Source organism: Streptomyces purpurascens (genome assembly GCF_045040895.1).
Taxonomy (GTDB): domain Bacteria; phylum Actinomycetota; class Actinomycetes; order Streptomycetales; family Streptomycetaceae; genus Streptomyces; species Streptomyces purpurascens.
Map to the genome: position 1 here is coordinate 2177179 of NZ_CP108341.1, position 23350 is coordinate 2200528.

The following is a 23350-nucleotide window of genomic DNA, read 5'->3' on the forward strand; positions in this document are numbered from 1 at the left end:
CGTACGACGGCAGGTGCGTTACGGGGGGCTGATCCGGAACCGGTTGAAGGTCGCCGCGCCGGCGTGTCCCTGACCGGTGGGCGCGAGGGCGAACAGGCCGAGCAGGGCGCCGACCCAGCGCCATGGGGTGGCGGCGAAGACCGGGCCCGAGGGCCGGAAGCCGTCGCCGGTGTCGGCCGAGAAGCGGCAGCGTGCGTCCGCGCCGATCTCGATCCGCAGCCGGGCCCGGCCCTCGGGCGCGAGCCGCGGGTGGGCGGCGTCGCGTTCGGCGTCCGCGACCGCCTCGGCGAACCGGTGCACGAGGTGCGCGGTCCCGTCCGTGCCCCGCTGGAGGCCGATCCAGCCGAACGCGTCCCCGAGGACGGCGAGTCCGGCCCGGGCCCCGGGCTCGTCGCTGTCGAGCCGCAGCTCCACCTCGACCGTGCGGGGCGCACCGGGCAGCCGCTGGGTGAGCACGCTGGGCAGCTTGCGCAGATCGTGGGCGTCGGCCGAGCGGACGCAGGTCAGCCTGAGCCCGTCGCCGGAGTGCTGGGTGGCCCAGCCGTCACCCGGGTTGGCCGTCCACTGCCACTGGCGGCCGTACCGTCCGCCGGGGAAGTCGTCGTCGGTGGCGGGCGCCGCGGGCGGTTGCGGCGGCAGGTCGGGCATCTCGTGCACGGCGACGGGGGCGCCGTCGTCCCCGAGCACCGGCCAGCCGTCGGGACCCCAGCGCATCGGCTGGAGGTGGACGACCCGGCCGTAGGCGCCGCGCTGCTGGAAGTGCAGGAACCAGTCCTCGCCGGTCGCGGTGCGCACCCAGCCGCCCTGGTGGGGGCCGTTGACGTCGGTGTCCTTCTGCTCCAGGACGATCTTCTCCTCGTACGGCCCGAAGAAGCCGCGCGAGCGGAAGGCGCCCTGCCAGCCGGTCTCGACGCTCCCGGCGGGGGCGAGGATCCAGTACCAGCCGTCGTGCTGGTAGAGCTTGGGGCCTTCGAGGGTGAACCAGCCGGGTATGCGGTCGGCGTCGACGATCACCTTGCCCTCGTCGAGGAGTGCGGTGCCGTCGGGATGCATCCGATGCCCGGTGAGGCGGTTCTTGATGCCGGAGCGGGACTTGGCCCAGGCGTGCACCAGATAGGCCTCGCCGGTCTCGTCGTCCCACAGGGGGCAGGGGTCGATCAGGCCCTTGCCGGCCTTGAGCAGGTGCGGCCGGGTCCAGGGGCCTCTGATCTCAGGGGCGTTGACCTGGAAGATGCCCTGGTCGGGGTCGCCCCAGAAGATCCAGAAGCGTTCGTCGTGATACCGCAGGGACGGGGCCCAGACGCCGCAGTCGTGCCGGGGCCGCTCGAACTCCTCCGCCGGTTCGAGACGGTCCAGCGCGTGGCCGACCAGGGTCCAGTTCACCAGGTCGCGGGAGTGGAGTAACGGCAGGCCGGGGGCGCGGCCGAAGCTGGAGGCGGTCAGGTAGAAGTCGTCGCCGACGCGGACGACGTCCGGGTCGGACCAGTCGGCGTCGAGGACCGGGTTGCGGTAGGTCGGGGTGGTCACGGGCTCACCGCCTTGCGGACGAGGGCCGCCGCGGCGTCCCGGCCGAGCCGGCCGTCGGCGACGACGGTGACGACGCGGCGGACGACGGTCTCGCCCGGCGGTATCGGCAGCCGCTCGTCGTGGGCCAAGGAGGAACCCACCCCGGGGTACTCCCCGGTGCGCACGAACCACGGGTCGCGGCGGGTCTGTTCGGTGGCCCCGGCGAAGACCAGCGTCCAGCCGGTGCCGGTCAGGGCGAGCCAGTCGGCAGGCCGGCCGTGCGCCTCGGTCTCGCCCTCGGTGCCGGCGGTGAAGACGTCCGGGGGCGTGGCCTCCTTGCGTGCGCGCCAGAAGAAGCCGCCGTACGCCGCGCCCGGGCGCCCGTTCGTCGCCGGGCTGCCGATCGACAGCGGGTCCTTGGTGACGTTGGTGAGGGAGAAGGTGAGGTCCAGGGCCCAGGCCTGGTCGGTGAGTTCGGTGGCCGCGACCGTACGGCGCTCGCGCAGCAGCTCGCCGCCCGCCGCCACCCAGCGCAGCTCCTCCACGAAGCCGTCCGGGTCGCGCAGCTGGAACGTGACGTGCCGCTGGGAGCCGTGGTTGTCCAGCTCGGTCGGGCCCTGGTCGCGGACGTAGGTGCGCCCGCCCCAGAAGTTGAACCCCTCGACGTCGGGAACGGCTACACCGACGCCGAGGTGGTGTGCGTGGTCGGCGGGGCTCAGCTCGGTGACCGCCGTACCGGACAGGGTGGTGACGGGATGCAGGTAGGGGCGCGGGGAGAGCCGCGCCGACAGCTCGGGCCGGGTGACGTACCGGCCGACCGGCCGGCCCGCGACGCGCAGGACCGCGGTGTCGTTGCTGGTCATCGGGTGCTCACCTCTTTCGACAGGTGCGCCCAGGGGGCGCCGAGCTCGGAGTAGAGGGAGAGGGTGTCGGCGGCGGCCGCGACGAGGCCGTCGATGCCGGGTACGACACGGCGGTTCTCGTCGGGGATCCGGTGCCAGGCGGTGTCGGGCAGCGGCGCCGGGTCGGGCGCGGTGCGGATGGCCTCCACGACCTTCATGAAGGCGCCGGTCTCGTCCGGCGGGACCAGCAGGGCCGCGCCGGTGGCGAGGTGCGCGACGAGGTTCTCCAGCAGGTCGGTACGGCCGTGGTCGGACTCCTCCGGGCCGTGCCCCGCGCGCTGGAGCAGCACCCGGTCCTGCTTGTACCAGAAGGTGATCCGGCCGCTGCTGCCGTGCACGAGGACGTACGGCTCGTCCGGCTCCTCGGCGCACAGCGTCGCGGCGACGGTCACCGGGTGGCCCTGCGTGGTGGTGATCCGGACGCAGGAGGTGTCGTCGGACTCGATGGCGTTGGCGCGCAGCAGCTCGGTCTCGATGCCGCTGACGTGCTCGGCGCGGGTGCTGCCGCCCAGGGCGAGGGCGGTGGCGACCGCGTGGGCGAGCGGGTTGGTCAGCGCCCCGTCGATCACGTCGACGCCGTTCAGCCGCCGCTTGCCCGCCCAGGGCGCCCGCCGGAAGTAGTCCTCGTCGCGCACCCAGGCACCGGCCCCGCCGAGCCCGACCAGCCGGCCGATCGCGCCCTGGCCGATCAGCTCGCGGATGGCGGGCAGGGCGTGCGAGCCCAGCGACTGGAAGCCGATCTGGCAGACGACCCCGGCCGCCGCGACCCCGTCGGCCATGCGGCGGAACTCCGCGTAGGAGGGGGCGGGCGGCTTCTCCAGCAGGAGGTGCACGCCCCGCTCGGCCGCGATGAGCGCGAGGTCGGTGTGGGTCGGGATCGGCGTGCAGATCACGGCGATCCGCGCGCCGGTGGAGTCCAGCAGGGCACCGAAGTCGGCGGACTGCTCGGGCGTGCCCAGGTCGCCGAGCTCCTCCTCGGTCAGCGGCGTCAGCTCGCAGACGCCGGCCAGCCGTACGAGGCCCTGCTTCTGGAGCCGGCGGATGTTCTCGACGTGCCAGCGGCCGTGGCCCCGGGCACCGGCGAGGACGACAGGCAGAGGTGTGTTCATGGAGTCGATCATGCGACCGGTCACGGGATCCTCCCCGCTCCCGCGCCGCGGGCCACGGCCCGGTCGGCCGCCGCGGCGCTGTCGATCGGCCCGTGCAGGGCGGGGGTCCAGCCGACGTCGGCGGTCAGATCGCGCTCACTGCCGGAGTTGTAGGCGTTGTGGATGGCGAGCAGGTCGACCGGGTAGCCGTTGAAGAGGCTGCCGCTCTGGTGCAGGGCACTGCCGTTCCAGCTCTTGACCAGGTCGGCGACCTCCACATGGCCGGGGGCGTGGAAGGCGTTGTTCTCGGCGAAGATCCTCGACTCGGTGGAGACGCCGAGGGAGTAGCGGTAGTCGTCGCCGGTGACCTCGTACCGGTTGTTGTAGACGTGCACCTGCCCGAAGCGGACGCGCGGGGCGCGCTGCACGACCGACTCGAAGGCGTTGTGGTGCAGGGTGACCCGGAGCTTGCCCCGGTCGCCGGTGGCGGTGTCGCCGTTGCCGATGAGCATCGCCTTGTCGTGGTCGGCGAACCGGCTCCAGGAGACCGTCACGAGGTCGGAGCCGTTGGTGATGTCGAGCAGTCCGTCGTGACGCAGGTAGTTGCGGGCGAAGTAGGTGGGTTCCTTCGCGTCCGGGTGGCCCCGGTCGGATGCGGTGACGTGGTCGACCCACACATGGGTGGCGCCGGTCAGCCAGATCGTGTCGTAGGCCGCCTTCCAGTCGCCGAGGCCGCCGGTGTTGGGCTGCCAGACGGGGAAGCAGTCGTAGGCGTCGCGCACGTCGAGGTTGCGGATGATCACATTGCCGGCGTTCCTCACCTGAAGGCTGGCGCCCTTCAGGACGGCCGAGTCGCCGAGGCCCACGATCGTGGTGTTGGAGCCGACGGGCAGCACGATCCGCTCGGCCTGCCGGGCGGCGGAGGCCTGGCGGGCCTCCTCCTGCGGGCCGCTGGGCTTGGCGGAGCCCCAGGTGCGGGGGTCGTAGGCGGCGAGGTACTTCTTCAGGCCGTAGCCGCCGGTGGCGTAGTCGGAGCAGTCCAGACGGTCGCCGTCGTCGTCGGTGTTGGCGTCGATGGTCCCGGCGATCCTGATGATCTTCGGGGTGTCGCTGCCGCCGTCGAGGGCGCGGACCAGTCCGGCCCGGTCGGTGACGGTGAAGACGTGCTCCTCGTCGGCGGCCGCGCCTCCGGTGGTCCCCGCGCCCTCGGAGGCCCAGCCGTCGTTCGCGGGCAGGGTGTCGCGGCTGATGTCACGGTCCTCGGCGTGCGCGGGCACGCAGAGAAGTCCCAACAGCCCTGCGGCGACCGCGAGGTGTCTGAGTCTCATCCCTTCACCGCCCCCGCGCTGAACCCGGTGATCAGCCACTTCTGGATGAAGGCGAACACGATCACGACCGGGACGGCCGCGATGATGCCGCCCGCGGCGAGGGCGCCCAGGTCGACGCTGTCCGCGCTCATCAGGGAGTTGAGGCCGACGGGGATCGTCTGCTTGTCCTGGTTGTTCAGGAACATCAGGGCGAACAGGAAGTGGTTCCAGGAGTGGACGAAGGCGAACGAGCCGACGGCGATCAGGCCGGGCCGCAGCAGCGGCAGCACCACGATCCGGAAGGCCGTCATGCGGTTGCAGCCGTCCACCCAGGCCGCCTCCTCCAGGGAGTACGGCACGTTCTTGATGAAGTTGCTGATCAGGATCATCGACAGCGGCAGCTGGAAGACCGTCTCGGCGAGGATGACGCTGCCCAGCGAGTTGATCATCTGCAGTTCGGCGAAGATCTCGAACAGCGGCACCAGGAGCAGGGCGCCCGGCACGAACTGGGAGCACAGCAGCGCCAGCATGAACGCCCGCTTGATCTTGAAGTCGAACCGGGCGAGGGCGTAGCCGCCGGCCAGCGCGACGAGCGTCGTCATGAGCAGGGTGGCGACGCCGACGAGCACGCTGTTGGTGAAGTAGGTGCCGAAGCTGCGGTCCGTCCACACCTTCTCGAAGTGCTCGAAGGTGATCGGCCAGGGCACGAGCGAGGTCGAGCCGGCCGGGCGCAGCGAGAAGAGCAGGATCCAGTAGAAGGGGATGAGGGTGAAGACCAGGTAGATCCCCAGGGGCAGGTAGACCTGCCAGCGGGGGGCCTCGTCCCAGGCGCGGTTCCTCTTCGTGGGCCGCGGCGGTTCGGGGGTGGCGCGCACGGGAGCGGGCGCCGCCTTGGTGGCTTCCTTGACGCTCACTTGTTGTCGCCTCCGAACTTGCTCAGCCGCAGATAGACCATCGAGCAGAAGAGCAGGATCACGAACGCGACCGTGGTCAGGGCGGACGCGTAGCCGAAGTTGTGGGCGTCGACCGAGGTGTTGGCGATGTACAGCGGGAGGGTCGTGGTCTCCCCCGCCGGGCCGCCGCCGGTCAGGGTGTAGAGCAGGTCGACGTTGTTGAACTCCCACACCGCGCGCAGCAGCGTGGACAGGATGATGGCGTCCTTCAGATGCGGCAGCGTGATGTGCCAGAACTGCTTGATGCGGCTGGCCCCGTCGACCTCGGCGGCCTCGTACAGGTCCTTCGAGACGGACTGGAGGTCGGCGAGGATGAGGATCGCGAAGAAGGGCACGCCGCGCCACAGGTCGGCCACGACCGCCGCCGGGAACACCGTGGAGGTGTCCGACAGCCAGCTCGTCCCGTAGGAGCCGATGCCGAGGTCCGCGAGGTAACGGGTGATGCCCGTCTGGGAGTTGAAGAGCAGCACCCAGATGGCGGAGGTGAGCACGCCGGAGACGGCCCACGGGGAGAAGACCAGGGCGCGTCCCAGGCCCCGGCCCACGAAGGTCTGGTTGACGATGAGGGCCAGCGCGAGACCGAACAGCAGCTGGAGTCCGACCTCGACGAAGACCCACTTGGCGCTGAAGACCAGCGTGTCCCAGAAGACCGGGTCCTCGGTGAAGGCGTGGACGAAGTTGTCGAAGCCCGCGTAGCCGTTCCGCCACGGCTTGGTGGGGTTGTAGTTCTGCAGGCTGTAGTAGAAGACGCTGATGACCGGGTAGGCGATGAAGCCCAGCATGAGCAGGGCGGCCGGGGCGATCAGCAGGTACGGGAGCCTGCGCGGCGTGGCGGAGGCCCGGCGCCGCCGGGGTGGCGCGGGCGGTTTCGCCACGGCTGCGGCTTGGGCCATGACTGTTCTCCGTTCTCAGTACGTCGTGCGTCGGTGCGTGCGTGCGCGTACGTGCGCGCGGGAAGCGCTTTCTTCCTGTGCAGGGTCGTGCCGGGCCGTGCTGAGGAGCAGGGGCGCACCCGAAGGAGGCGCTGGTGGTGCCTTGGTACCTGGGTGGTGCGGTGGCGCTCGGGTCGTGCCGGTCTGATGGGGCTCAGCCCGCGTACGGGTCCTGCACCTTGCCTGAGCGAGCCAGGAACTCGAAGTCGCAGCCGGTGTCGGCCTGCGTGATCTGCTCGTTGTAGAGCGCGCCGTAGCCGCGCTCGTACCGGGTGGGCGGCGGCGTCCAGTCCGCCCTGCGCCGCTCCAGCTCCCCGTCGTCCACGTGGAGGTGGAGGGTGCGCGCCTCGACGTCGAGGGTGATGGAGTCACCGGTGCGGACGAGGGCGAGCGGTCCGCCGACGTACGACTCGGGTGCCACGTGCAGCACGCAGGCGCCGTAACTCGTGCCGCTCATCCGGGCGTCGGAGATGCGGACCATGTCGCGGACGCCCTGCTTGAGCAGGTAGTCGGGCAGCGGCAGCATGCCGTACTCGGGCATGCCCGGGCCGCCCTTGGGGCCGGCGTTGCGCAGCACGAGCACGTGCTCGGGGGTGATGCCGAGCGACGGGTCGTTGATGGTGCGCTGCATCGTCCGGTAGTCGTCGAAGACGACGGCGGGACCGGTGTGCTTGAGCAGGTGCTGCTCGGCCGCGATGTGCTTGATGACGGCGCCGTCCGGGCAGAGGTTGCCGCGCAGCACGGCGACCCCGCCCTCCCGCGCGACCGGGTTGTCCCGGGTCCGGATGACGTCGTCGTCGTGAACGACGGCGTTCCCGATCTGCTCTCCCAGGGTTCCGTTGACGGTGGGCCGGTCCAGGTGCAGCAGGTCGGTGATCCGCGAGAGGAAGGCGGGCAGACCACCGGCGAAGTAGAAGTCCTCCATGAGGTACGTCTGTCCGCCGGGCCGGACGTTGGCGAGCACCGGCACGGTGCGGGCGATGCGGTCGAAGTCGTCGAGGGTGAGCTCGACCTGGCAGCGCCCCGCCATCGCGATCAGGTGGATGACGGCGTTGGTGGAGCCGCCGAGCCCGAGCACCGTGGTGACGGCGTCATCGAAGGCCTCGCGGGTGAGGATCCGGGACGGCTTGAGCGCGGTCCAGGCGAGCTCCACGGCACGGCGCCCGGAGGCGGCGGCCATCCGCTCGTGCCCGGAGTCGACGGCCGGGATCGAGGAGGCGCCCGGCAGCGTCATACCGAGGGCTTCCGCCGCCGCGGTCATCGTCGACGCGGTCCCCATGGTCATGCAGTGACCGGGTGATCGCGCCAGCCCGCCCTGCAGATCCCTCAGTTCACAGTCGGTCAGATTGCCCGCGCGGTGCTCGTCCCAGTACTTCCACATGTCGGTGCCGGACCCGAGGGTCTCACCGCGCCAGTGGCCCGGCAGCATCGGCCCCGCCGGCATGAAGATCGCCGGTACGTCGGCCGAGGCCGCGCCCATGAGCAGCGCGGGCGTCGACTTGTCGCAGCCGCCGAGCAGCACCGCCGCGTCGATCGGGTACGACCGCAGCAACTCCTCCGTCTCCATCGCGAGCAGGTTGCGATAGAGCATCGGGGTCGGCTTCTGGTACGTCTCGGAGAGCGTGGCGACCGGGAACTCCAGCGGGAAGCCGCCGGCCTGCCACACCCCCCGCTTGACCGCCTCGGCGCGCTCGCGCAGATGGACATGGCAGGGATTGATGTCGGACCAGGTGTTCAGGACGGCGATCACCGGGCGGCCCCGGTACTCCTCCGCCTCGTAACCGAGCTGGCGCATACGGGCGTTGTGCGACCAGGTGCGCAGCTGGCCCTCGGCGCCGTACCACTGATGGCTCCTGAGGTCCTCGGGACGCAGCCTGCCGGTCATATCGACCACCCCGCGGCGATGGCGGCGACCTCGGCGCGCTCGCTCTGAGGCAGCGGCCTGCTCGGCGGCCGCACCTCGCGGCGGCACAGTCCGAGGGAGGCGAGGGCCTCCTTGACGACGGTGACGTTGTTGGCGGAGCCGCTGTCGGCGCGCAGTTCCTCGAAGCGGCGGATCTGCTCCCAGACCTTCATGGCGGCCGGGTAGTCGCCGGAGCGCAGCGCCTCGATCATGTTCAGGGAGACGGCGGGGGCGACGTTGACGAGCCCCGAGGTGAAGCCGGTGGCTCCTGCGGAGAAGTAGGAGGGGGCGTACGGCTCGGCGAGGCCCGCCACCCAGACGAACCGTTCCAGCCCGGCGTCCCGGGCGAAGGCGGCGAACCTGGAGGCGTCCGGGACGGCGTACTTCACGCCGATGACGTTCGGGCAGGCGTCGGCGAGTTCGGCGAGCCGGGCGCCGGTGAGCTGCGGATTGCGGACGTACGGGACGACGCCCAGCTCGGGCACGGCCTCGGCGACGGCGCGGTGGTAGTCGACCCAGCCGGCCTGGGAGACATACGGGTGGACGGGCTGATGGACCATCACCATCTGGGCGCCGAGCTCGCGGGCGTGCCGGGCGGAGGCGATCGCGGTGGGCACGTCGTGGCCGACCCCGACCAGGACGGCGGCCCGGTCCCCGGCCTCGTCCATGGTCAACTCGGTGACCAGGAGGCGCTCTTCGGGGGTCAGGGCGTAGAACTCGCCGGTGTTGCCGTTCGGGGTGAGGGTCGTGATGCCGCCGTCGAGCAGACGGCGCAGCAGGGCCCGGTAGGTGTCCTGTGCGACGGAGCCGTCCTCGGCGAACGGGGTCACCGGGATCGCCACCACGTCGGCCAGGGCCGCCCGCTGGGTCTCGAACGCCACGCTGCTCATTGCTGACCTTCCTGTTCCAGTCCTGCCTCGGGGAAAGCGCGCTGCACGAAGGACGCGATGTGGGCGTGGAGGGCGCGGGCCGCGCCCTCGCCGTCACCCTCGAGTGCGAGCCGCAGGATCTCCCGGTGCTCGCCGGCCTCCCGCTCCCAGGAGGGCGAGGCGGCCCAGGCGACGGCGGAGACCAGGGCGGCCTGGTCGCGGACCTCGTCGAGCATCCGGCCGAGCAGCGGGTTGCCGCAGGGCAGGTACAGGGCGCGGTGGAACTCCCGGTTGGCGAGGGAGCGTTCGGCGGTGTCGATGGCCGCGTCGGCCCTGGTCAGCGCATCACGGGCGGCGTCCAGGGAGGCCCCGCGCTGTACGGCGCGCCTCAGCGCCTCGGGTTCCAGCAGCAGCCGTACGTCGTACACCTCGCGCGCCATGTCCGCGTCCACCAGGCGCACCGTGACGCCCTTGTACTGGCTCATCACGACCAGCCCGGTCCCGGCGAGGGTCTTGAGCGCCTCGCGCACCGGGGTCTTCGACACCCCGAACTGCGCGGCGAGCTCGGTCTCGACCAGCGCCTGCCCGGGCGTCAACTGCCCGGTGAGGATGCGGTGTTTGATCCCCTCCAGCACGAACTGCGTGCGGGAGGGGATCGGCGTGGGCACAGAGGTCATGCGCGCCTCTCGGATCTCGCGTATCGCGTCTCATATATGACGTACGAAGTACGACGCGATGACGGTAGGAGGGCGCGTGTGGTTCGTCAATGCTTTCGACAAAGGAAAGGGAAATCGCTTTCTACGACCGGGGCCTCCACCCCGGGTCCCGCCCGCTCAGTCCCACCGCCCTGGCCAGCAGCGGCGCGTCCGCCTCGACGCGTACGACGGGGCCGAAGATGTCGCCGCGGCCGGGGTCGTCGGCTGATGCCGCGAGGAAGTCGTGGCAGACCTGGAGTGCGGCCGGGTCGGGGGCGTAGGACCGGCCGGTCGCCCGGGCCAGGTCCCAGCCGTGGATCACCAGTTCGTCGATGGCGACGAGGCCCGCGATCTCGCCGGGCAGGTCCAGGCCTCCGGCGCGGGTCATACCGGTCCACGCGGCCGGGTCGCGCCAGGCCTCGGCCAGTTCGCCGAGCACCTCGGGCAGCTCCTCGCGCCAGCCCTGTCCGAGCTCGGGCAGGGCGGCGCCCGGCTCGGTGTCGGTCGTGACGCCCAGGTCCTTGCGGCCGGCGTCACGGAAGGCGGCGGCGAGTCCGGCCAGGTGGGCCAGCACATCGCGCACCGCGTACTTCGGGCAGGGCGTCGGGTCCGCCAGCTGCTCGTCGGTGACGCCCTCGGCCAGGCGCGCCACGACCGCCGTCTGCGGTCCGAGGTCGAGGGTCGGGGTCGTGTCGGTCATCCGGTGCTCCTCGTGTTGTGGTTCCTGGGAGGTAGACCGACGGCGATCGCGGAACTCATCGCCCGGACTAAAATACACATAGGGGTTATTCCAGGCACCTTCGGTGACAGGTGGTGCGTGATGGCACAGGACGGCGAGCTGAGACTGCATCTGCGGTACGAGCTGGAGGATCTGTGCCCGGTCGTGTTCCGAAAGCTGACCGATCCCCAGGAACTGGCACGCTGGTGGGGCCCGGACGGGTTCAGCACCCCGAGTGTGGAGATCGACCTCCGCCCGGGTGGTGCCTACCGGATCGCGATGCAGCCCCCGGAAGGCCAGCTGTTCCACCTGGTGGGCGAATTCATCGAGGTCGATCCCCCGGTAGGCCTGTCGTACACCTTCCGCTGGGAGGATCCCGACCCCGAGGACCGGGAGACGGTGGTGACGCTGTCGCTGTACGACACCGACGTCAGACGGTCCGAGCTCACCCTCGACCAGGGCGACTTCGCCACTGAGCGGCGGCGGGCCCTCCACGAGGAAGGCTGGGTCCAGGGCCTCGGCAAGCTCGGGGAAATGCTCGCCTCACAATGGGATTGATCGCTGTCCCCACGCTGGAATTAAGGCACCCTCCCGATCCCCCCGCACGGTCCTTAGTCCCACGATGGCCAGGCATGACGACCAAGTCGACCTGGCCTCTCGCCCTCGTCCTGCGCGACCGCGACGCGGGGCTCTACCTCTCCTCCGTGGTGGTCTCCGGCTTCGGCACCTCGGCCCTGTGGCTGGTGTCCGGCGTATGGGTCAAGGACCTCACCGGCTCGGACGGCCTGGCCGCGCTGTGCATGCTGGCCATGTGGCTGCCGACCCTGGCCGGCCCGCTGCTGGGCACCCTCGCCGACCGGGGCCGCCGCAAGCCGCTGCTGATCGGCGTGAACGTGCTCCTGGGCACCCTGCTGCTCACCCTCGTGAGCGTCGACGCCCCGGGCGACCTGTGGCTGCTGTACGCGGTGCTGTTCGTGTACGGCGCGGCGGGCGTCGTCCACGACGCGGCCGAGTCGGCGCTCGTGGCCGACGCCGTCGACTCGGCCCTGCTGGGCGACTTCAACGGCCTGCGCATGACGGCCACCGAGGGCATGAAACTCCTGGCCCCGCTCGCGGGCGCGGGCCTGTACGCGGCGTACGGCGGTGCGAGTGTGGCCCTCCTGGACGCGGCGACGTTCGTGCTGGCCACGGGGCTGTACGCGCTGCTGCGGGTGCGGGAGGAGAGGCCCGCGCCGCCCACCGGCAGCCGGCGGAAGCGGACCGTCGAGGGCGCCCGTCACCTGTGGGCGCACCCCGTGCTGCGCCCCCTGGTCCTGGCGGGCGGCGCCACCATGCTGTGCGCCGGAGTGAACGGGGCGATGGTCTACGCCGTCGTCGACGACCTCGGGCACTCCCCCGCGTTCGCCGGTGTGCTGTACGCCGTGCAGGGCGCCGGGTCGGTCGCGGTGGGCCTGCTCTCCGGCACGGCCCTGCGCCGCCTGGGCGAGCGGCGCTTCGCGGCGTGCGGCATCGCCCTGCTGGCCGTCGCGGTGGCCCTGCGGGCGGTGCCGTCCGACCCACTGGCGCTGGTGTGCGGCGCGGCGATCGGCGCGGGCCTGCCGGCCGTACTGATCGCCACGCTGACCTCGGTGCAACGCGAGACCCCCGGCCCGCTGTTGGGCCGGGTCACCGCCACGGCCAACACGCTGGTGTACACCCCGAACGTGATCGGCCTGGCCGCCGGGGCGGCCCTGGTCGAGCTGGTCGGCCACCGGCTGGTACTGGCGGCCCTGGGGGCGACCCTGCTGGCGACAGCGGCCCCGCTGCTCCGGCGCCCGGCGCACGCGGAACGGACCGCTCCGAGGTCGCCGTCGGACGCCAGCCCGGCGTGAGGGAGCCACGGACCGGCGGCGCCCAGCCACCGGGGCGGCGCGGCCTGGCCGAGCCGGCCCTCACCGGCCGGTGCGGTCGACCCTGGGCGCCACAACCATCGTGGCGACAGCGGCCCCACTGTTCCAACGCCCGGCGCGCCCGAGGTCGCCGTCGGACGCCAGCCCGGCGTGAGGGAGCCACGGATCGGCGGCGCCCAGCCACCGGGGGCGGCCCTGGCCCGAGCTGACCCTCACCGGCCGGTGCTGTCCTGTCGGCCCTGGGGCGCAGCCCTCTTGGCGACCGCCAACCCCGCCTGGCAGAGCCACAGCTCGATGGCACCGAGCCACCGGGGCAGCCCCCGCCGCGTCAGCGACCCGCGAGAGCGGAGCGAACCGCCTCCAGGTCCCCGTCCGACGCCAACCCGGCGTGATACAGCCGCAGTTCCGTGGCGCCGAATCGGTGGGCCTCTGCCGCGTCGGTGGCGAGGGTGGCGGGGCTGCCGCCCATGCCGGAGACGACGGGGAAGTTGGCGGCGATGACGGCGCCCTCCTTGCCCTGGCGCGCGAAGGGCGTCAGTGTGCCGGTGCCGCCGGCGCAGGGCACGACCACGCCGTCCGCGACGGAGAGGATGTGCGCCGGGTCGACACCGGGGTTGGCGCCGACGTGGTAGGACACCGGGTCCGCGTGCAGCAGCACCTGGAAGCCGTCGGGGGCGGCGGCCCGGACCGCCGCGACGGCCTCCTCCTGGAGCGTGCGGGCGGTGTCGTCGCGCCACGCGCGCGTGGTGTGCGCGAGCGTCTCGCCGAGGAGCTTCTCGATGCCCGTCCAGCCCCCGTCGGAGGGCGTCACCCCCTGCCAGACCGGCTCCAGCGCGGTCCGCACGGCGGCGGCCAGCTCGTCACCGTCCAGGCCGTGCCGGCCGTAGCCCTCCCGGCAGGACGGGCAGAAGCAGAGGGCCATCAGGTACTCCCCGGCGTCCCCGAGGCCGACGCCGCCGGTCTTGTCGTGGGCGTGCAGATGCTGCAGGCCGTACCAGCCGAGGGACTCCAGCTCGGTGCCCCGCGCTCCGGGCCGTACGGCCGCCTCGGCCGCCAGGTCGGTCAGGTACGCGCGCGTGGCGGGCTGGGCGATGCACGGCGCCCAGGGGTAGCGGTCACCGTAGGCGTTGACGACCGAGGTGTCCGGGTGCTCGGCGCCCAGCCGGGAGTTGTGCGCGAGGACGACCCAGGTGTGCACCTCGAGGCCGGCGTCCGCGAGGGCGGCGGCGGCCTCCCCGAAGGCGTCCCCGGGGGCCCAGGCGCCGGCCGCGTAGGGGCGCAGCTCCCGCCCCTCCCAGCGGTCGCCCGCCGGATAGAGCACGGAGGCGTGCTCGGCGGTGACGATGCGGTGCCGCGGGTGGCGGGGCGTGAGCGCGCGCGTGGAGTGGTAGGCGGCGGCGAGCGTCACCTGCCCAACGCCGAGGCGAGCGATCCGCGCGGGCGCCTCCGGGTCCCCGTTGACGTCCCAGGGGTAGACGAATGCCGACGCCTTCACTTGGCCTCCTCCAGCAGCGCGTAGCCGCGTTCGATCAGTTCGGCGAGCTGCTTGACATGATCCTCGGTCGGCTCGTGCAGCGGGGGCCGTACCTCGCCCACGTCCAGTCCGCGCAGCCGTACACCGGCCTTGACGAGGGCGACGGCGTAGCCGCGGCCCTGGTCGCGCAGCTCGACGAACGGGCGGAAGAAGCCGTCCAACAGCTTCTCCACGGTCCGCTCGTCGCCGTTCCCGAGGGCCTGGTGGAAGGCGAGGGCGAGTTCGAGGGCGAAGCAGAACACGGCGGAGGAGTAGAGCGTGACGCCGAGGGCGCGGTAGGCGAGCTGGGTCTGCTCGGCGGTCGGCAGGCCGTTGAAGTACAGGAAGTCGCCCGGGACCTCCATGCGCACCGCACTGATGATGCGCTGCATGAGGTCGAGGTCGCCGAGCCCGTCCTTGAGGCCGATGATCCCGTCCGTGCGGGCCAGTTCGACGACGGTCTCCGGCGTGAAGACAGCGTTGTCGCGCTGGTAGACGACCACGGGCAGGGAGGTCGCGGCGGCCACCTCCCGGTAGTGCCGCAGCAGCCCCTCCTGCCCGGCGACGACGAGGTAGGGCGGCATGGCGAGCAGCCCGTCCGCCCCGGCGGCCTCGGCGAGGCGGGCGTAGCGCACGGCGAGCGCGGTGCCGTACCCGGCGCCCGCGACGACCGGCACGCGCCCCTCGGTCGCCTCGACGGCCGCCCGGACGCACCGCTCGAACTCCTCGGGTGTGAGCGCGTGGAACTCACCGGTGCCGCAGCAGGCGAACACGGCGGCGGCTCCGGCCTCGACCCCGCGGCGCACATGCGTGCGGTAGGCGTCGAGGTCCACGGAGCCGTCGGGGCCGTACGCGGTGACCGGGAAGAACAGCGGTCCGCTGGGGATGGTGAGCCGAGCGGCGAGAGGGGCTGACGTCACGGGCTCTCCCGGTTCCATATTCATGATTGGCGTCTATATTTCTGAACACCTCCACGCTAAGGCGCCCCCTCGGTGCCGGTCAAGCGCACGAACCCGCGACGCACCAGCGGATTCGCCGCTCCCGCGACATACTTGACGGGCTCCACCCCAGCTCCTTAGCGTGTCCACGCATATGAATGCCGTGCGCCCATGTACACGGCGGCCCATTCAAGGAGACCCGAGGATGCCCGCTCCCCGCACCGTTCTGCTCACCGGCGCCGCCGGCGGCCTCGGCACCCTGATGCGGGACCTGCTCCCGGCCTACGGCTACGAGTTGCGCCTGCTCGACCTGCGCCCGATCGAGGACGCGCCGGACGCGATCGTCGCCGACCTCGGCGACAAGGACGCCGTGCGCGAGGCGGTCCGCGGCGTCGACGCGATCATCCACCTCGCGGGCATCTCCCTGGAAGCCCCCTTCGAGAAGATCCTCAAGGCGAACATCGAGGGCACCTACCACCTGTACGAGGCCGCCCGCGAGGAGGGCGTCGGCCGGATCGTCTTCGCCTCCTCCAACCACGCCGTCGGCTACACCCCGCGCCCTCAAGGCGACGACCCGCTCATCCCCATCGACACCCCGCACCGCCCGGACACCTTCTACGGCCTGTCCAAGTCCTTCGGCGAGGATCTCGCGCAGTTCTACTGGGACAAGCACGGGATCGAGACGGTCTCGGTGCGCATCGGCTCCTGCTTCGCCGAGCCGACCAGCGTGCGCATGCTGTCGGTGTGGATGAGCCCGGCCGACGGCGCCCGCCTCCTCCACGCGACCCTGACCGCCGAGAACGTCGGCCACACCGTCGTCTACGGCTCCTCCGCCAACACCCGGCTGTGGTGGGACCTCAGCACGGCGCGGGCGCTCGGCTACGACCCCCAGGACGACTCCGAGCCGTTCGCCGAGAAGCTGATCGCCGAGCAGGGCGAGCTGCGGGAGGGCAACGAGGCGCACGCCTACCTCGGCGGCCAGTTCGTGACGGACCCGCCGATCTGGCCGTACTGACCTGAGGACACGCCTGCCGGCGGCGGGCGGGCAGAGAACGGACCCGCCCGCTCGGGCATTCGGGCACGGCCCGGATGCGGCCGGGCAGCGCCCCCGGAGGCGCGGGGAACCGCGCGACCAGCCACAACGCACCCGCGGACGGCCACGACACCCCGGCGACAGGCCGCGCGTCTCCGGGACCGAACGGGCACACACGGGCAGGATCGCGCCCGCAACGGACCTGGCCACCGTCGAGCACCCGCTGTAGAACTTCCCCCATGGCCCGACGAGGGCCCGAACGGGCAGCACAGCAGGAGGCGGGTGACGGCCATGAACAGAACCGCGGAAGAACGTCAGCGCGAGATCGTGCTCGTCGCACGACGTGACGGCTCGGTCGACGTCACCGCGCTCGCCACCGAGCTGGGCGTGGCCAGGGAGACCGTACGGCGGGATCTGCGCGTCCTGGAGGACCACGGCCTGCTCCGGCGTACGCACGGCGGCGCCTATCCCGTGGAGAGCGCCGGCTTCGAGACGACACTCGCATTCCGCGCCACCAGTCACGTCCCCGAGAAGCGCCGGATCGCTGCCGCCGCGGCCGAGCTGCTCGGGGACGCCGAGACCGTCTTCGTCGACGAGGGCTTCACCCCGCAGCTCATCGCCGAGGCACTCCCCAGGGACCGGCCGCTGACCGTGGTCACCGCGTCCCTGCCGGTCGCGGGCGCGCTCGCCGAGACCGACACCGTCTCCGTCCTGCTGCTCGGCGGCCGGGTCCGCTCCGGCACCCTGGCCACCGTCGACCACTGGACGACGAAGATGCTGGCGGGCTTCGTCGTCGACCTGGCGTTCATCGGCGCCAACGGCATCTCCCGCGAACACGGCCTCACCACCCCCGACCCGGCCGTCAGCGAGGTCAAGACACAGGCGATCCGGGCCGCCCGCCGCACGGTCTTCGCGGGCGTGCACACCAAGTTCGGAGCGGTCAGCTTCTGCCGGTTCGCCGAGGTCGGCGCGCTGGAGACGATCGTGACGAGCACGCTGCTGCCGACGGCCGAAGCCCATCGCTACTCACTGCTCGGACCCCAGGTCATCCGGGTCTGACACCACACCGACGTCCCCCATCGGGTGCGGCCACACCCTGTGCTGCCCCTTATCTCCCCATATATCCAGGAGCGATCCATGCGAACCCAGAGCCGACGACGGCCACCGCGAGCCACGCTCGCCGCGGCCGCCGCAGGGACGCTACTCGCCCCGCTGCTCTCCGGCTGCTGGGTCGGGGCGGGCGGGGCCGGATCCGGCGGCGACGCCATCAACGTCCTCATGGTCAACAACCCCCAGATGGTCGAGCTGCAGAAGCTCACCCGCGCCCACTTCACCCGAGAGACCGGCATCAAGGTCAACTTCACGGTCCTGCCCGAGAACGACGTCCGCGACAAGATCAGCCAGGACTTCGCCAACCAGGCCGGCCAGTACGACGTGGCCACCCTGTCCAACTACGAGATACCGATCTACGCCCGCAACGGCTGGCTGCACGAGATGAACGGCTATGTGGCCAAGGATCCGGCCTACGACGAGCGGGACGTCCTGAAGCCGATGCGCCAGTCCCTCACCGCGGAGGACGGCAAGCTCTACGGCCAGCCCTTCTACGGCGAGTCGTCGTTCCTGATGTACCGCAAGGACGTGTTCGAGAAGAAGGGCCTGACGATGCCCGCGCACCCCACCTGGCAGCAGGTGGCGGACCTCGCGGCGAAGGCGGACGGCGCCGAACCGGGCATGAAGGGCATCTGCCTGCGCGGCCTGCCCGGCTGGGGCGAGGTGATGGCACCGCTGACGACGGTCGTCAACACCTTCGGCGGCACCTGGTTCGACAAGAACTGGAAGGCGCGGCTCGACTCACCCGCCTTCGAGAAGGCGACGAAGTTCTATGTCGACCTGGTGCGCGAACACGGCGAGTCCGGCGCCGCCCAGTCCGGCTTCGCCGAGTGCCTGAACAACATGACCCAGGGCAAGGTCGCCATGTGGTACGACGCCACCTCCGCGGCCGGATCCCTGGAGGCGGCGAACTCCCCGGTCAAGGGCAAGGTCGGCTACGCCCCCGCCCCCGTCGAGAAGACGAAGTCGTCCGGCTGGCTCTACACCTGGGCCTGGGGCATCCAGCAGTCCTCCCGCAACCCGGACAACGCCTGGAAGTTCGTCTCCTGGGCGTCCGGCAAGGGCTACGAGGAACTGGTCGGCGACCAGGCCGGCTGGTCCAACGTCCCGGCCGGCAAGCGGGCGTCGACGTACGCCAACGCCGACTACCGCAAGGAGGCCGCCGCCTTCCAGGAGATGACCAAGGAGGCCATCGAGGGAGCCCGGCCCGACGATCCCGGCGTGCAGCCGCGGCCCGCGCCCGGCATCCAGTTCGTCGGCATCCCCGAATTCACCGACCTCGGCACCAAGGTCTCCCAGGAGATCAGCGCGGCCATCGCCGGACGCCAGTCCGTCGAATCGGCCCTGAAGAAGTCCCAGCAGCTCGCCGAGAAGATCTCCGAGGAGTACGAGGGACGATGACCGCCACGACAACGGCCCCCGTGGCCTCCCCCGAGCTCCGCACCCCGGCCCGCAGGCCCTCCGCCCGGCTGCGCGCCTGGGCCACCCGGGCCCCGCTGCTCCCCGCCCTGATCTTCATGGTCGTCGTCACCCAGCTGCCCTTCGTGGCCACGCTGGTGATCTCCTTCTTCGACTGGAACGCCCTCTATCCCGACGCCCGGCACTTCACCGGCCTCGACAACTACCAGGAGGTCCTCACCGACGCGGACCTGCGCCACTCGGTGTGGACGACCGTCCTGCTGACCGTGGCGGTGGTCCTGGCCAGCCTGGTGCTGGGACTCGTCCTCGCCCTGCTGCTGGACCGGAGGTTCCGGGGCCGGGGCATCGTCCGCACCCTGCTGATCGCGCCGTTCCTGGTGGTGCCGGTCGCTGCGGCCCTGCTCTGGAAGCATGTGCTCTACAACCCTGAATACGGCCTGCTCAATGGGTTGTTGCACTATGTGGGCGGACCACAGCCCGACTGGATCTCCAACACCCCGCTGCTCGCGGTCGAGGCCTCCCTCGTCTGGCAGTGGACGCCGTTCATGATGCTGATCCTGCTCGCCGGACTGCAGAGCCGCGACCACGAGCAGATCGAGGCGGCCCGGGTCGACGGCGCGAGCGACTGGCAGATCTTCGTCCATCTGACGCTCCCGCATCTGCGCCGCTACCTCGAACTGGGCGCCCTGCTGGGCTCGATCTACATCGTCCAGAACTTCGACGCGGTCTTCACGATCACGTCCGGCGGCCTGGGTACCGCCAACCTCCCCTACACCGTCTACCAGAGCTTCTACCAGGCCCACGAGAACGGCCTCGCCTCGGCCGCGGGCGTCCTGGTCGTCATCGGCTCGATCGTCATCGCGACCTTCGCCCTGCGCGTGGTGTCGTCCCTGTTCCGCGAGGAGGTGTCCCGCGCATGAACGTCGTACGCCGCAACAGTATGGGCCTCATGGCCTGGCTGGCCGGGATCGTGTTCTTCCTGCCCATCGCCTGGATGGCCCTGACGTCCCTCCACTCGGAAGCCGACGCGGCGACCAACCCGCCCTCCTTCGCGGCCTCCCTGACCCTGGACGGCTACCGCGAGTTCTTCGGCGCGGGCGGCGGCGCGAGCCCCTGGCCGGCGCTGATCAACTCGACGGTCGCGTCACTGGCCTCGACCCTGCTGGTGCTGCTGCTGGCCTTCCCGGCGGCGTACGCGTTGTCGATCAACCGCGTCCGCAAGTGGACGGACGTCCTGTTCTTCTTCCTCTCCACGAAGATGCTGCCGGTGGTGGCGGGCCTGCTGCCGATCTACCTGTTCGCGAAGAACGCCGGGATGCTCGACAACATCTGGCTGCTGGTCATCCTCTACACGTCCATGAACCTGCCGATCGCGGTGTGGATGATGCAGTCCTTCCTCGCCGAGATCCCGGTCGCGGTGATCGAGGCGGCGAAGGTGGACGGGGCCCGACTGCCGACCGTCCTCGCGCGCGTCGTCGCCCCGATCGCCCTGCCCGGCATCGCGGCGACCTCCCTGATCTGCTTCATCTTCAGCTGGAACGAACTGCTCTTCGCACGGGTGCTGACCGGCGTGGTCGCCGAGACCGCCCCCGTCTTCCTGACCGGCTTCATCACCAGCCAGGGCCTGTTCCTGGCGAAGGTGTGCGCCGCGTCGCTCGTCATCTCCCTGCCGGTGCTCGCCGCGGGGTTCGCCGCCCAGGACAAGCTGGTCCAGGGCCTGTCGTTGGGAGCCGTGAAATGAAGGCCGCCGTCATCGAGTCCGTGGGCAAGGCCGTCGTCGCCGAGGTCCCGGACCCGACGCCAGGGCCGCGCGAGGTCGTCGTCGAGGTGGCCGCCTGCGGCCTCTGCGGCACCGATCTCCACATCCTGCAGGGCGAGTTCGCCCCGAAGCTGCCGATCGTGCCCGGGCACGAGTTCGCAGGCCAGGTGGTCGGGGTCGGCACCCAGGTCACGGAGGTGTCGGTGGGCGACCGGGTCGCGGTCGATCCCTCGCTCTACTGCTACGAGTGCCGCCACTGCCGTACGGGCCACAACAACCTCTGCGAACGCTGGGCGGCGATCGGCGTGACCACGGCGGGCGGCGCCGCGCAGTTCGCGGTGGCCCCGGTGGCGAACTGCGTGAAGCTCCCGGAACACGTCCGCACCCAGGACGCGGCCCTCGTGGAGCCGCTGTCCTGCGCGGTACGCGGCTACGACGTGCTCCAGTCCCGCCTCGGCGCGCACGTCCTGATCTACGGCTCCGGAACGATGGGCCTGATGATGCTGGAACTGGCCAAGCGCACGGGCGCGGCGAGCGTGGACGTCGTCGACGTGAACCCGGCCCGTCTGGAGACGGCCCGTCGCCTCGGTGTCTCGGCGTCGGCCGCGAACCCCGACGAACTGGACCGGCCGCAGGGCTGGGACCTGGTCGTCGACGCCACGGGCAACGCGGCGGCGATCCAGGACGGCCTGGACCGGGTGGCGAAGGCGGGCACGTTCCTGCAGTTCGGCGTGGCCGACTACGCGACCCGCGTGACGATCGACCCGTACCGCATCTACAACCAGGAGATCACCATCACGGGCTCGATGGCGGTGCTGCACAGCTTCGAACGAGCGGCGGAGCTGTTCGCGAACGGAGTGCTGGACCCGGAGATCTTCATCAGCGACCGCATCCCGCTGGAGCGGTACCCGCAGGCGCTGGAGCAGTTCGCGGCCGGCGTGGGCCGGAAGATCGTCGTGGTGCCGTAGAAAGGCCGGACGGGTCAAACGGCGCGTGGGATGCGACCCCCTCCGGCCGCACCCCACGCGTCCCCCGAGTCACCGCCGGTCGTGCAAGATCCTTCCGCGCCAGTCTTGTGCAGCCGGACCGCCGAAGGGAACATCCGCCTGATGCCGATCTTCGACGGATTGATAGCGGAACACCTATCAATGGACCGCGGTCACAGGGCGCGGGTCGGCCGAGGCGGGCCAGGCGAAATTCGCTGGGGGCGCCTGTCTCCCGCCCCGTACCCTCCCGGCATGCCACGACCCCACGGATTCAGCTACGAGCAGCACACCGGCGGAACCGTCCGCATCACCCACCACGGCCGCCCCGCCACCACCCTGAACGGCCCCCGGGCCGCGCGGTTCCTCGCCGAGGTCGAGACCTCCGACCCCCAGCTCGTCATGGCGCGCTGGACCGGCAACTACAAGCGGGGCAACGAACGCACCGCGCGTGCTCATCCCCGCAATCGCCGCTGACCCGATTGGCCTCAAGGTAAGGGAACGGCAAAACCGCCTCGCTCGTTCACCCGGCATGACAGCTATGACCCCCGGCTCGAACATCCCCCTGTCCGCCGCCCGCGTGACGGTGGACGTCGCCGCCCCGGTGCGGCTCGACGTATCGGGCCTGCTGCTCACCGCCGACGGCAAGGTGCGCTCCGACGACGACTTCATTTTCTACAACCAGCCGTCGGGCCCGGGCGTGACGTACCGCTCCGGGGGCGGCACCGCGCCCGACGCGATCACGGTCGACACGGCGGCCGTGCCCCCCGGCATCGAGAAGATCATCGTCACCGCCAGCCCGGATGCCGCGGGCCAGACCTTCCAGGGCGTCGAACCGACCGCGACGATCCGCAACGCGGACGACAGCTCCGTCCTGGCCTCCTTCACACCGCCGCAGCTCGGCAGCGAGACGGCCCTGGTGATCGTGGAGATCTATCTGCGCAACGGCCAGTGGAAGGCCCGCGCGGTCGGCCAGGGATACTCCAACGGCCTCGCGGGCATCGCCACGGACTTCGGTGTGACGGTGGAGGAACCGGCCGCCGCTGCCCAGCCGGTGACTCCACCGCCGGCCCCGATGCAGCCGCCGGTGGCCCCGCCGGCCCCGCCCGTCACCGCGCCCGCGGCACCCCCGGCCCCGGCCACTCCTCCCCCGCCCGCGCCCGGCACCGGGAAGATCAATCTCGACAAGGGCCGCGTCAGCCTCCAGAAGAACCAGACCGTCTCCCTCGTCAAGGGCGGCCGCCCGCTGCTCTCCTCGGTCAAGATGGGCCTCGGCTGGGAGCCGGCGTACCGCGGCAAGGACATCGACCTCGACGCCTCGGTCATCGCCTACGGCCCGCAGCGCAACCACATCGACAGCTGCTACTTCGGCAAGCTCCAGATCGTGGGCGGCGCGATCAAGCACTCCGGCGACAACCTCACGGGTGAGGGCGGCGGGGACGACGAGGTGATCATGGTCGACCTCGGCCGGCTGCCGCAGGAGGTCACGGGCCTGGTCTTCACGGTCAACTCCTTCTCCGGCCAGAAGTTCACCGAGGTGGCCAAGGCCTACTGCCGCCTCCTGGACGGCACGACGGGCGAGGAACTGGTCCGCTTCGACCTCACCAGCGCCGAGCCGCAGACCGGCGTGATGATGGCCAAGCTGATCCGCCAGTTCTCCGGCGAGTGGGACATGACAGCGATGGGCGACTTCGTGAAGTCCCGCACGGTCAGGGGCATGGTCAAGCCGGCAGCCCAGGCCCTGTAATCACCCTCTCCCCCGCGCCCCTTCAGGGGGCGCGGGGAACTGCGCGACAAGCCACACACTTCCCGCACCCTGCAAACCTCCGCACC

22 protein-coding genes are annotated in these 23350 nt (G+C 71.3%); 10 read left to right on the forward strand and 12 right to left on the reverse strand.

Going from position 1 to position 23350, the window contains the following annotated elements:
• Positions 1 to 18 precede the first annotated feature (18 nt).
• From OHU35_RS09945 to OHU35_RS09990, 10 genes are all read right to left on the reverse strand, one after another.
• On the reverse strand, positions 19 to 1527 hold the full coding sequence (locus tag OHU35_RS09945) for a family 43 glycosylhydrolase (RefSeq protein ID WP_405505175.1): 1509 nt from the start codon (positions 1525 to 1527) through the stop codon (positions 19 to 21).
• Positions 1524 to 2369 carry a PmoA family protein gene (locus tag OHU35_RS09950; RefSeq protein ID WP_405505176.1) on the reverse strand — a complete coding sequence of 282 codons (846 nt, stop codon included), beginning with the start codon at positions 2367 to 2369 and terminating at the stop codon, positions 1524 to 1526. Before OHU35_RS09950 ends, OHU35_RS09945 begins: the two co-directional genes overlap by 4 nt.
• Positions 2366 to 3517, reverse strand: coding sequence for a Gfo/Idh/MocA family oxidoreductase (locus tag OHU35_RS09955; RefSeq protein ID WP_359896877.1), 1152 nt, complete (start codon positions 3515 to 3517; stop codon positions 2366 to 2368). Before OHU35_RS09955 ends, OHU35_RS09950 begins: the two co-directional genes overlap by 4 nt.
• A 20-nt stretch (positions 3518 to 3537) precedes the next feature.
• Positions 3538 to 4824, reverse strand: a complete 1287-nt coding sequence (locus tag OHU35_RS09960; protein ID WP_405505177.1) for a polysaccharide lyase family 1 protein — start codon at positions 4822 to 4824, stop codon at positions 3538 to 3540.
• On the reverse strand, positions 4821 to 5717 hold the full coding sequence (locus OHU35_RS09965; protein WP_359896882.1) for a carbohydrate ABC transporter permease: 897 nt from the start codon (positions 5715 to 5717) through the stop codon (positions 4821 to 4823). Before OHU35_RS09965 ends, OHU35_RS09960 begins: the two co-directional genes overlap by 4 nt.
• Positions 5714 to 6649, reverse strand: a complete 936-nt coding sequence (locus OHU35_RS09970; RefSeq protein WP_189730387.1) for a carbohydrate ABC transporter permease — start codon at positions 6647 to 6649, stop codon at positions 5714 to 5716. The genes OHU35_RS09965 and OHU35_RS09970 overlap by 4 nt, the downstream gene beginning before the upstream one ends.
• Before the next feature lie 193 nt (positions 6650 to 6842).
• Positions 6843 to 8573, reverse strand: a complete 1731-nt coding sequence (araD, locus tag OHU35_RS09975) for an L-arabinonate dehydratase (protein ID WP_189730389.1) — start codon at positions 8571 to 8573, stop codon at positions 6843 to 6845.
• Positions 8570 to 9481, reverse strand: a complete 912-nt coding sequence (locus OHU35_RS09980) for a dihydrodipicolinate synthase family protein (RefSeq protein ID WP_189730391.1) — start codon at positions 9479 to 9481, stop codon at positions 8570 to 8572. Before OHU35_RS09980 ends, araD begins: the two co-directional genes overlap by 4 nt.
• Complete coding sequence (locus OHU35_RS09985) at positions 9478 to 10137, reverse strand: GntR family transcriptional regulator (RefSeq protein WP_189730393.1); 660 nt, start codon at positions 10135 to 10137, stop codon at positions 9478 to 9480. Before OHU35_RS09985 ends, OHU35_RS09980 begins: the two co-directional genes overlap by 4 nt.
• A gap of 121 nt (positions 10138 to 10258) precedes the next feature.
• On the reverse strand, positions 10259 to 10855 hold the full coding sequence (locus OHU35_RS09990; RefSeq protein WP_405505178.1) for a TIGR03086 family metal-binding protein: 597 nt from the start codon (positions 10853 to 10855) through the stop codon (positions 10259 to 10261).
• A gap of 120 nt (positions 10856 to 10975) precedes the next feature.
• Between OHU35_RS09990 and OHU35_RS09995 the strand changes: the two genes are divergently transcribed.
• The gene (locus OHU35_RS09995) at positions 10976 to 11431 is read left to right on the forward strand and encodes an SRPBCC domain-containing protein (RefSeq protein WP_405505179.1); all 456 of its coding nucleotides are present in this window, start codon (positions 10976 to 10978) and stop codon (positions 11429 to 11431) included.
• Between the two features lie 74 nt (positions 11432 to 11505).
• Positions 11506 to 12744, forward strand: coding sequence for an MFS transporter (locus OHU35_RS10000; RefSeq protein WP_405505180.1), 1239 nt, complete (start codon positions 11506 to 11508; stop codon positions 12742 to 12744).
• A gap of 346 nt (positions 12745 to 13090) precedes the next feature.
• On the opposite strand, the gene OHU35_RS10005 is transcribed toward OHU35_RS10000, so the two are convergent.
• Complete coding sequence (locus OHU35_RS10005) at positions 13091 to 14257, reverse strand: hypothetical protein (protein WP_359896891.1); 1167 nt, start codon at positions 14255 to 14257, stop codon at positions 13091 to 13093.
• Positions 14254 to 15195 (reverse strand): 5-dehydro-4-deoxyglucarate dehydratase, encoded by a 942-nt coding sequence (locus tag OHU35_RS10010; protein WP_405505181.1) that lies wholly within the window; start codon positions 15193 to 15195, stop codon positions 14254 to 14256. Before OHU35_RS10010 ends, OHU35_RS10005 begins: the two co-directional genes overlap by 4 nt.
• 223 nt (positions 15196 to 15418) lie before the next feature.
• Here OHU35_RS10010 and OHU35_RS10015 point away from each other — a divergent pair, with 223 nt between their 5' ends.
• The 8 genes from OHU35_RS10015 to OHU35_RS10050 all read left to right on the forward strand — a co-directional run bounded on the left by OHU35_RS10015 (position 15419) and on the right by OHU35_RS10050 (position 23264).
• Positions 15419 to 16228: an NAD(P)-dependent oxidoreductase gene (locus OHU35_RS10015; protein WP_189730405.1), complete on the forward strand. Its 810-nt coding sequence runs from the start codon at positions 15419 to 15421 to the stop codon at positions 16226 to 16228.
• 309 nt (positions 16229 to 16537) lie between these two features.
• Positions 16538 to 17305 carry a DeoR/GlpR family DNA-binding transcription regulator gene (locus OHU35_RS10020; RefSeq protein ID WP_189730407.1) on the forward strand — a complete coding sequence of 256 codons (768 nt, stop codon included), beginning with the start codon at positions 16538 to 16540 and terminating at the stop codon, positions 17303 to 17305.
• Between the two features lie 78 nt (positions 17306 to 17383).
• Positions 17384 to 18757, forward strand: coding sequence for an ABC transporter substrate-binding protein (locus OHU35_RS10025; RefSeq protein WP_405505182.1), 1374 nt, complete (start codon positions 17384 to 17386; stop codon positions 18755 to 18757).
• The gene (locus tag OHU35_RS10030; RefSeq protein ID WP_405505183.1) at positions 18754 to 19695 is read left to right on the forward strand and encodes a carbohydrate ABC transporter permease; all 942 of its coding nucleotides are present in this window, start codon (positions 18754 to 18756) and stop codon (positions 19693 to 19695) included. The genes OHU35_RS10025 and OHU35_RS10030 overlap by 4 nt, the downstream gene beginning before the upstream one ends.
• On the forward strand, positions 19692 to 20516 hold the full coding sequence (locus OHU35_RS10035) for a carbohydrate ABC transporter permease (protein WP_189730412.1): 825 nt from the start codon (positions 19692 to 19694) through the stop codon (positions 20514 to 20516). The genes OHU35_RS10030 and OHU35_RS10035 overlap by 4 nt, the downstream gene beginning before the upstream one ends.
• Positions 20513 to 21502: a zinc-dependent alcohol dehydrogenase family protein gene (locus tag OHU35_RS10040; RefSeq protein ID WP_189730414.1), complete on the forward strand. Its 990-nt coding sequence runs from the start codon at positions 20513 to 20515 to the stop codon at positions 21500 to 21502. Before OHU35_RS10035 ends, OHU35_RS10040 begins: the two co-directional genes overlap by 4 nt.
• A 270-nt stretch (positions 21503 to 21772) precedes the next feature.
• The gene (locus OHU35_RS10045; RefSeq protein ID WP_189730416.1) at positions 21773 to 21994 is read left to right on the forward strand and encodes a hypothetical protein; all 222 of its coding nucleotides are present in this window, start codon (positions 21773 to 21775) and stop codon (positions 21992 to 21994) included.
• A 64-nt stretch (positions 21995 to 22058) separates the two neighbouring features.
• On the forward strand, positions 22059 to 23264 hold the full coding sequence (locus OHU35_RS10050) for a TerD family protein (protein ID WP_189730449.1): 1206 nt from the start codon (positions 22059 to 22061) through the stop codon (positions 23262 to 23264).
• Positions 23265 to 23350 lie beyond the last annotated feature (86 nt).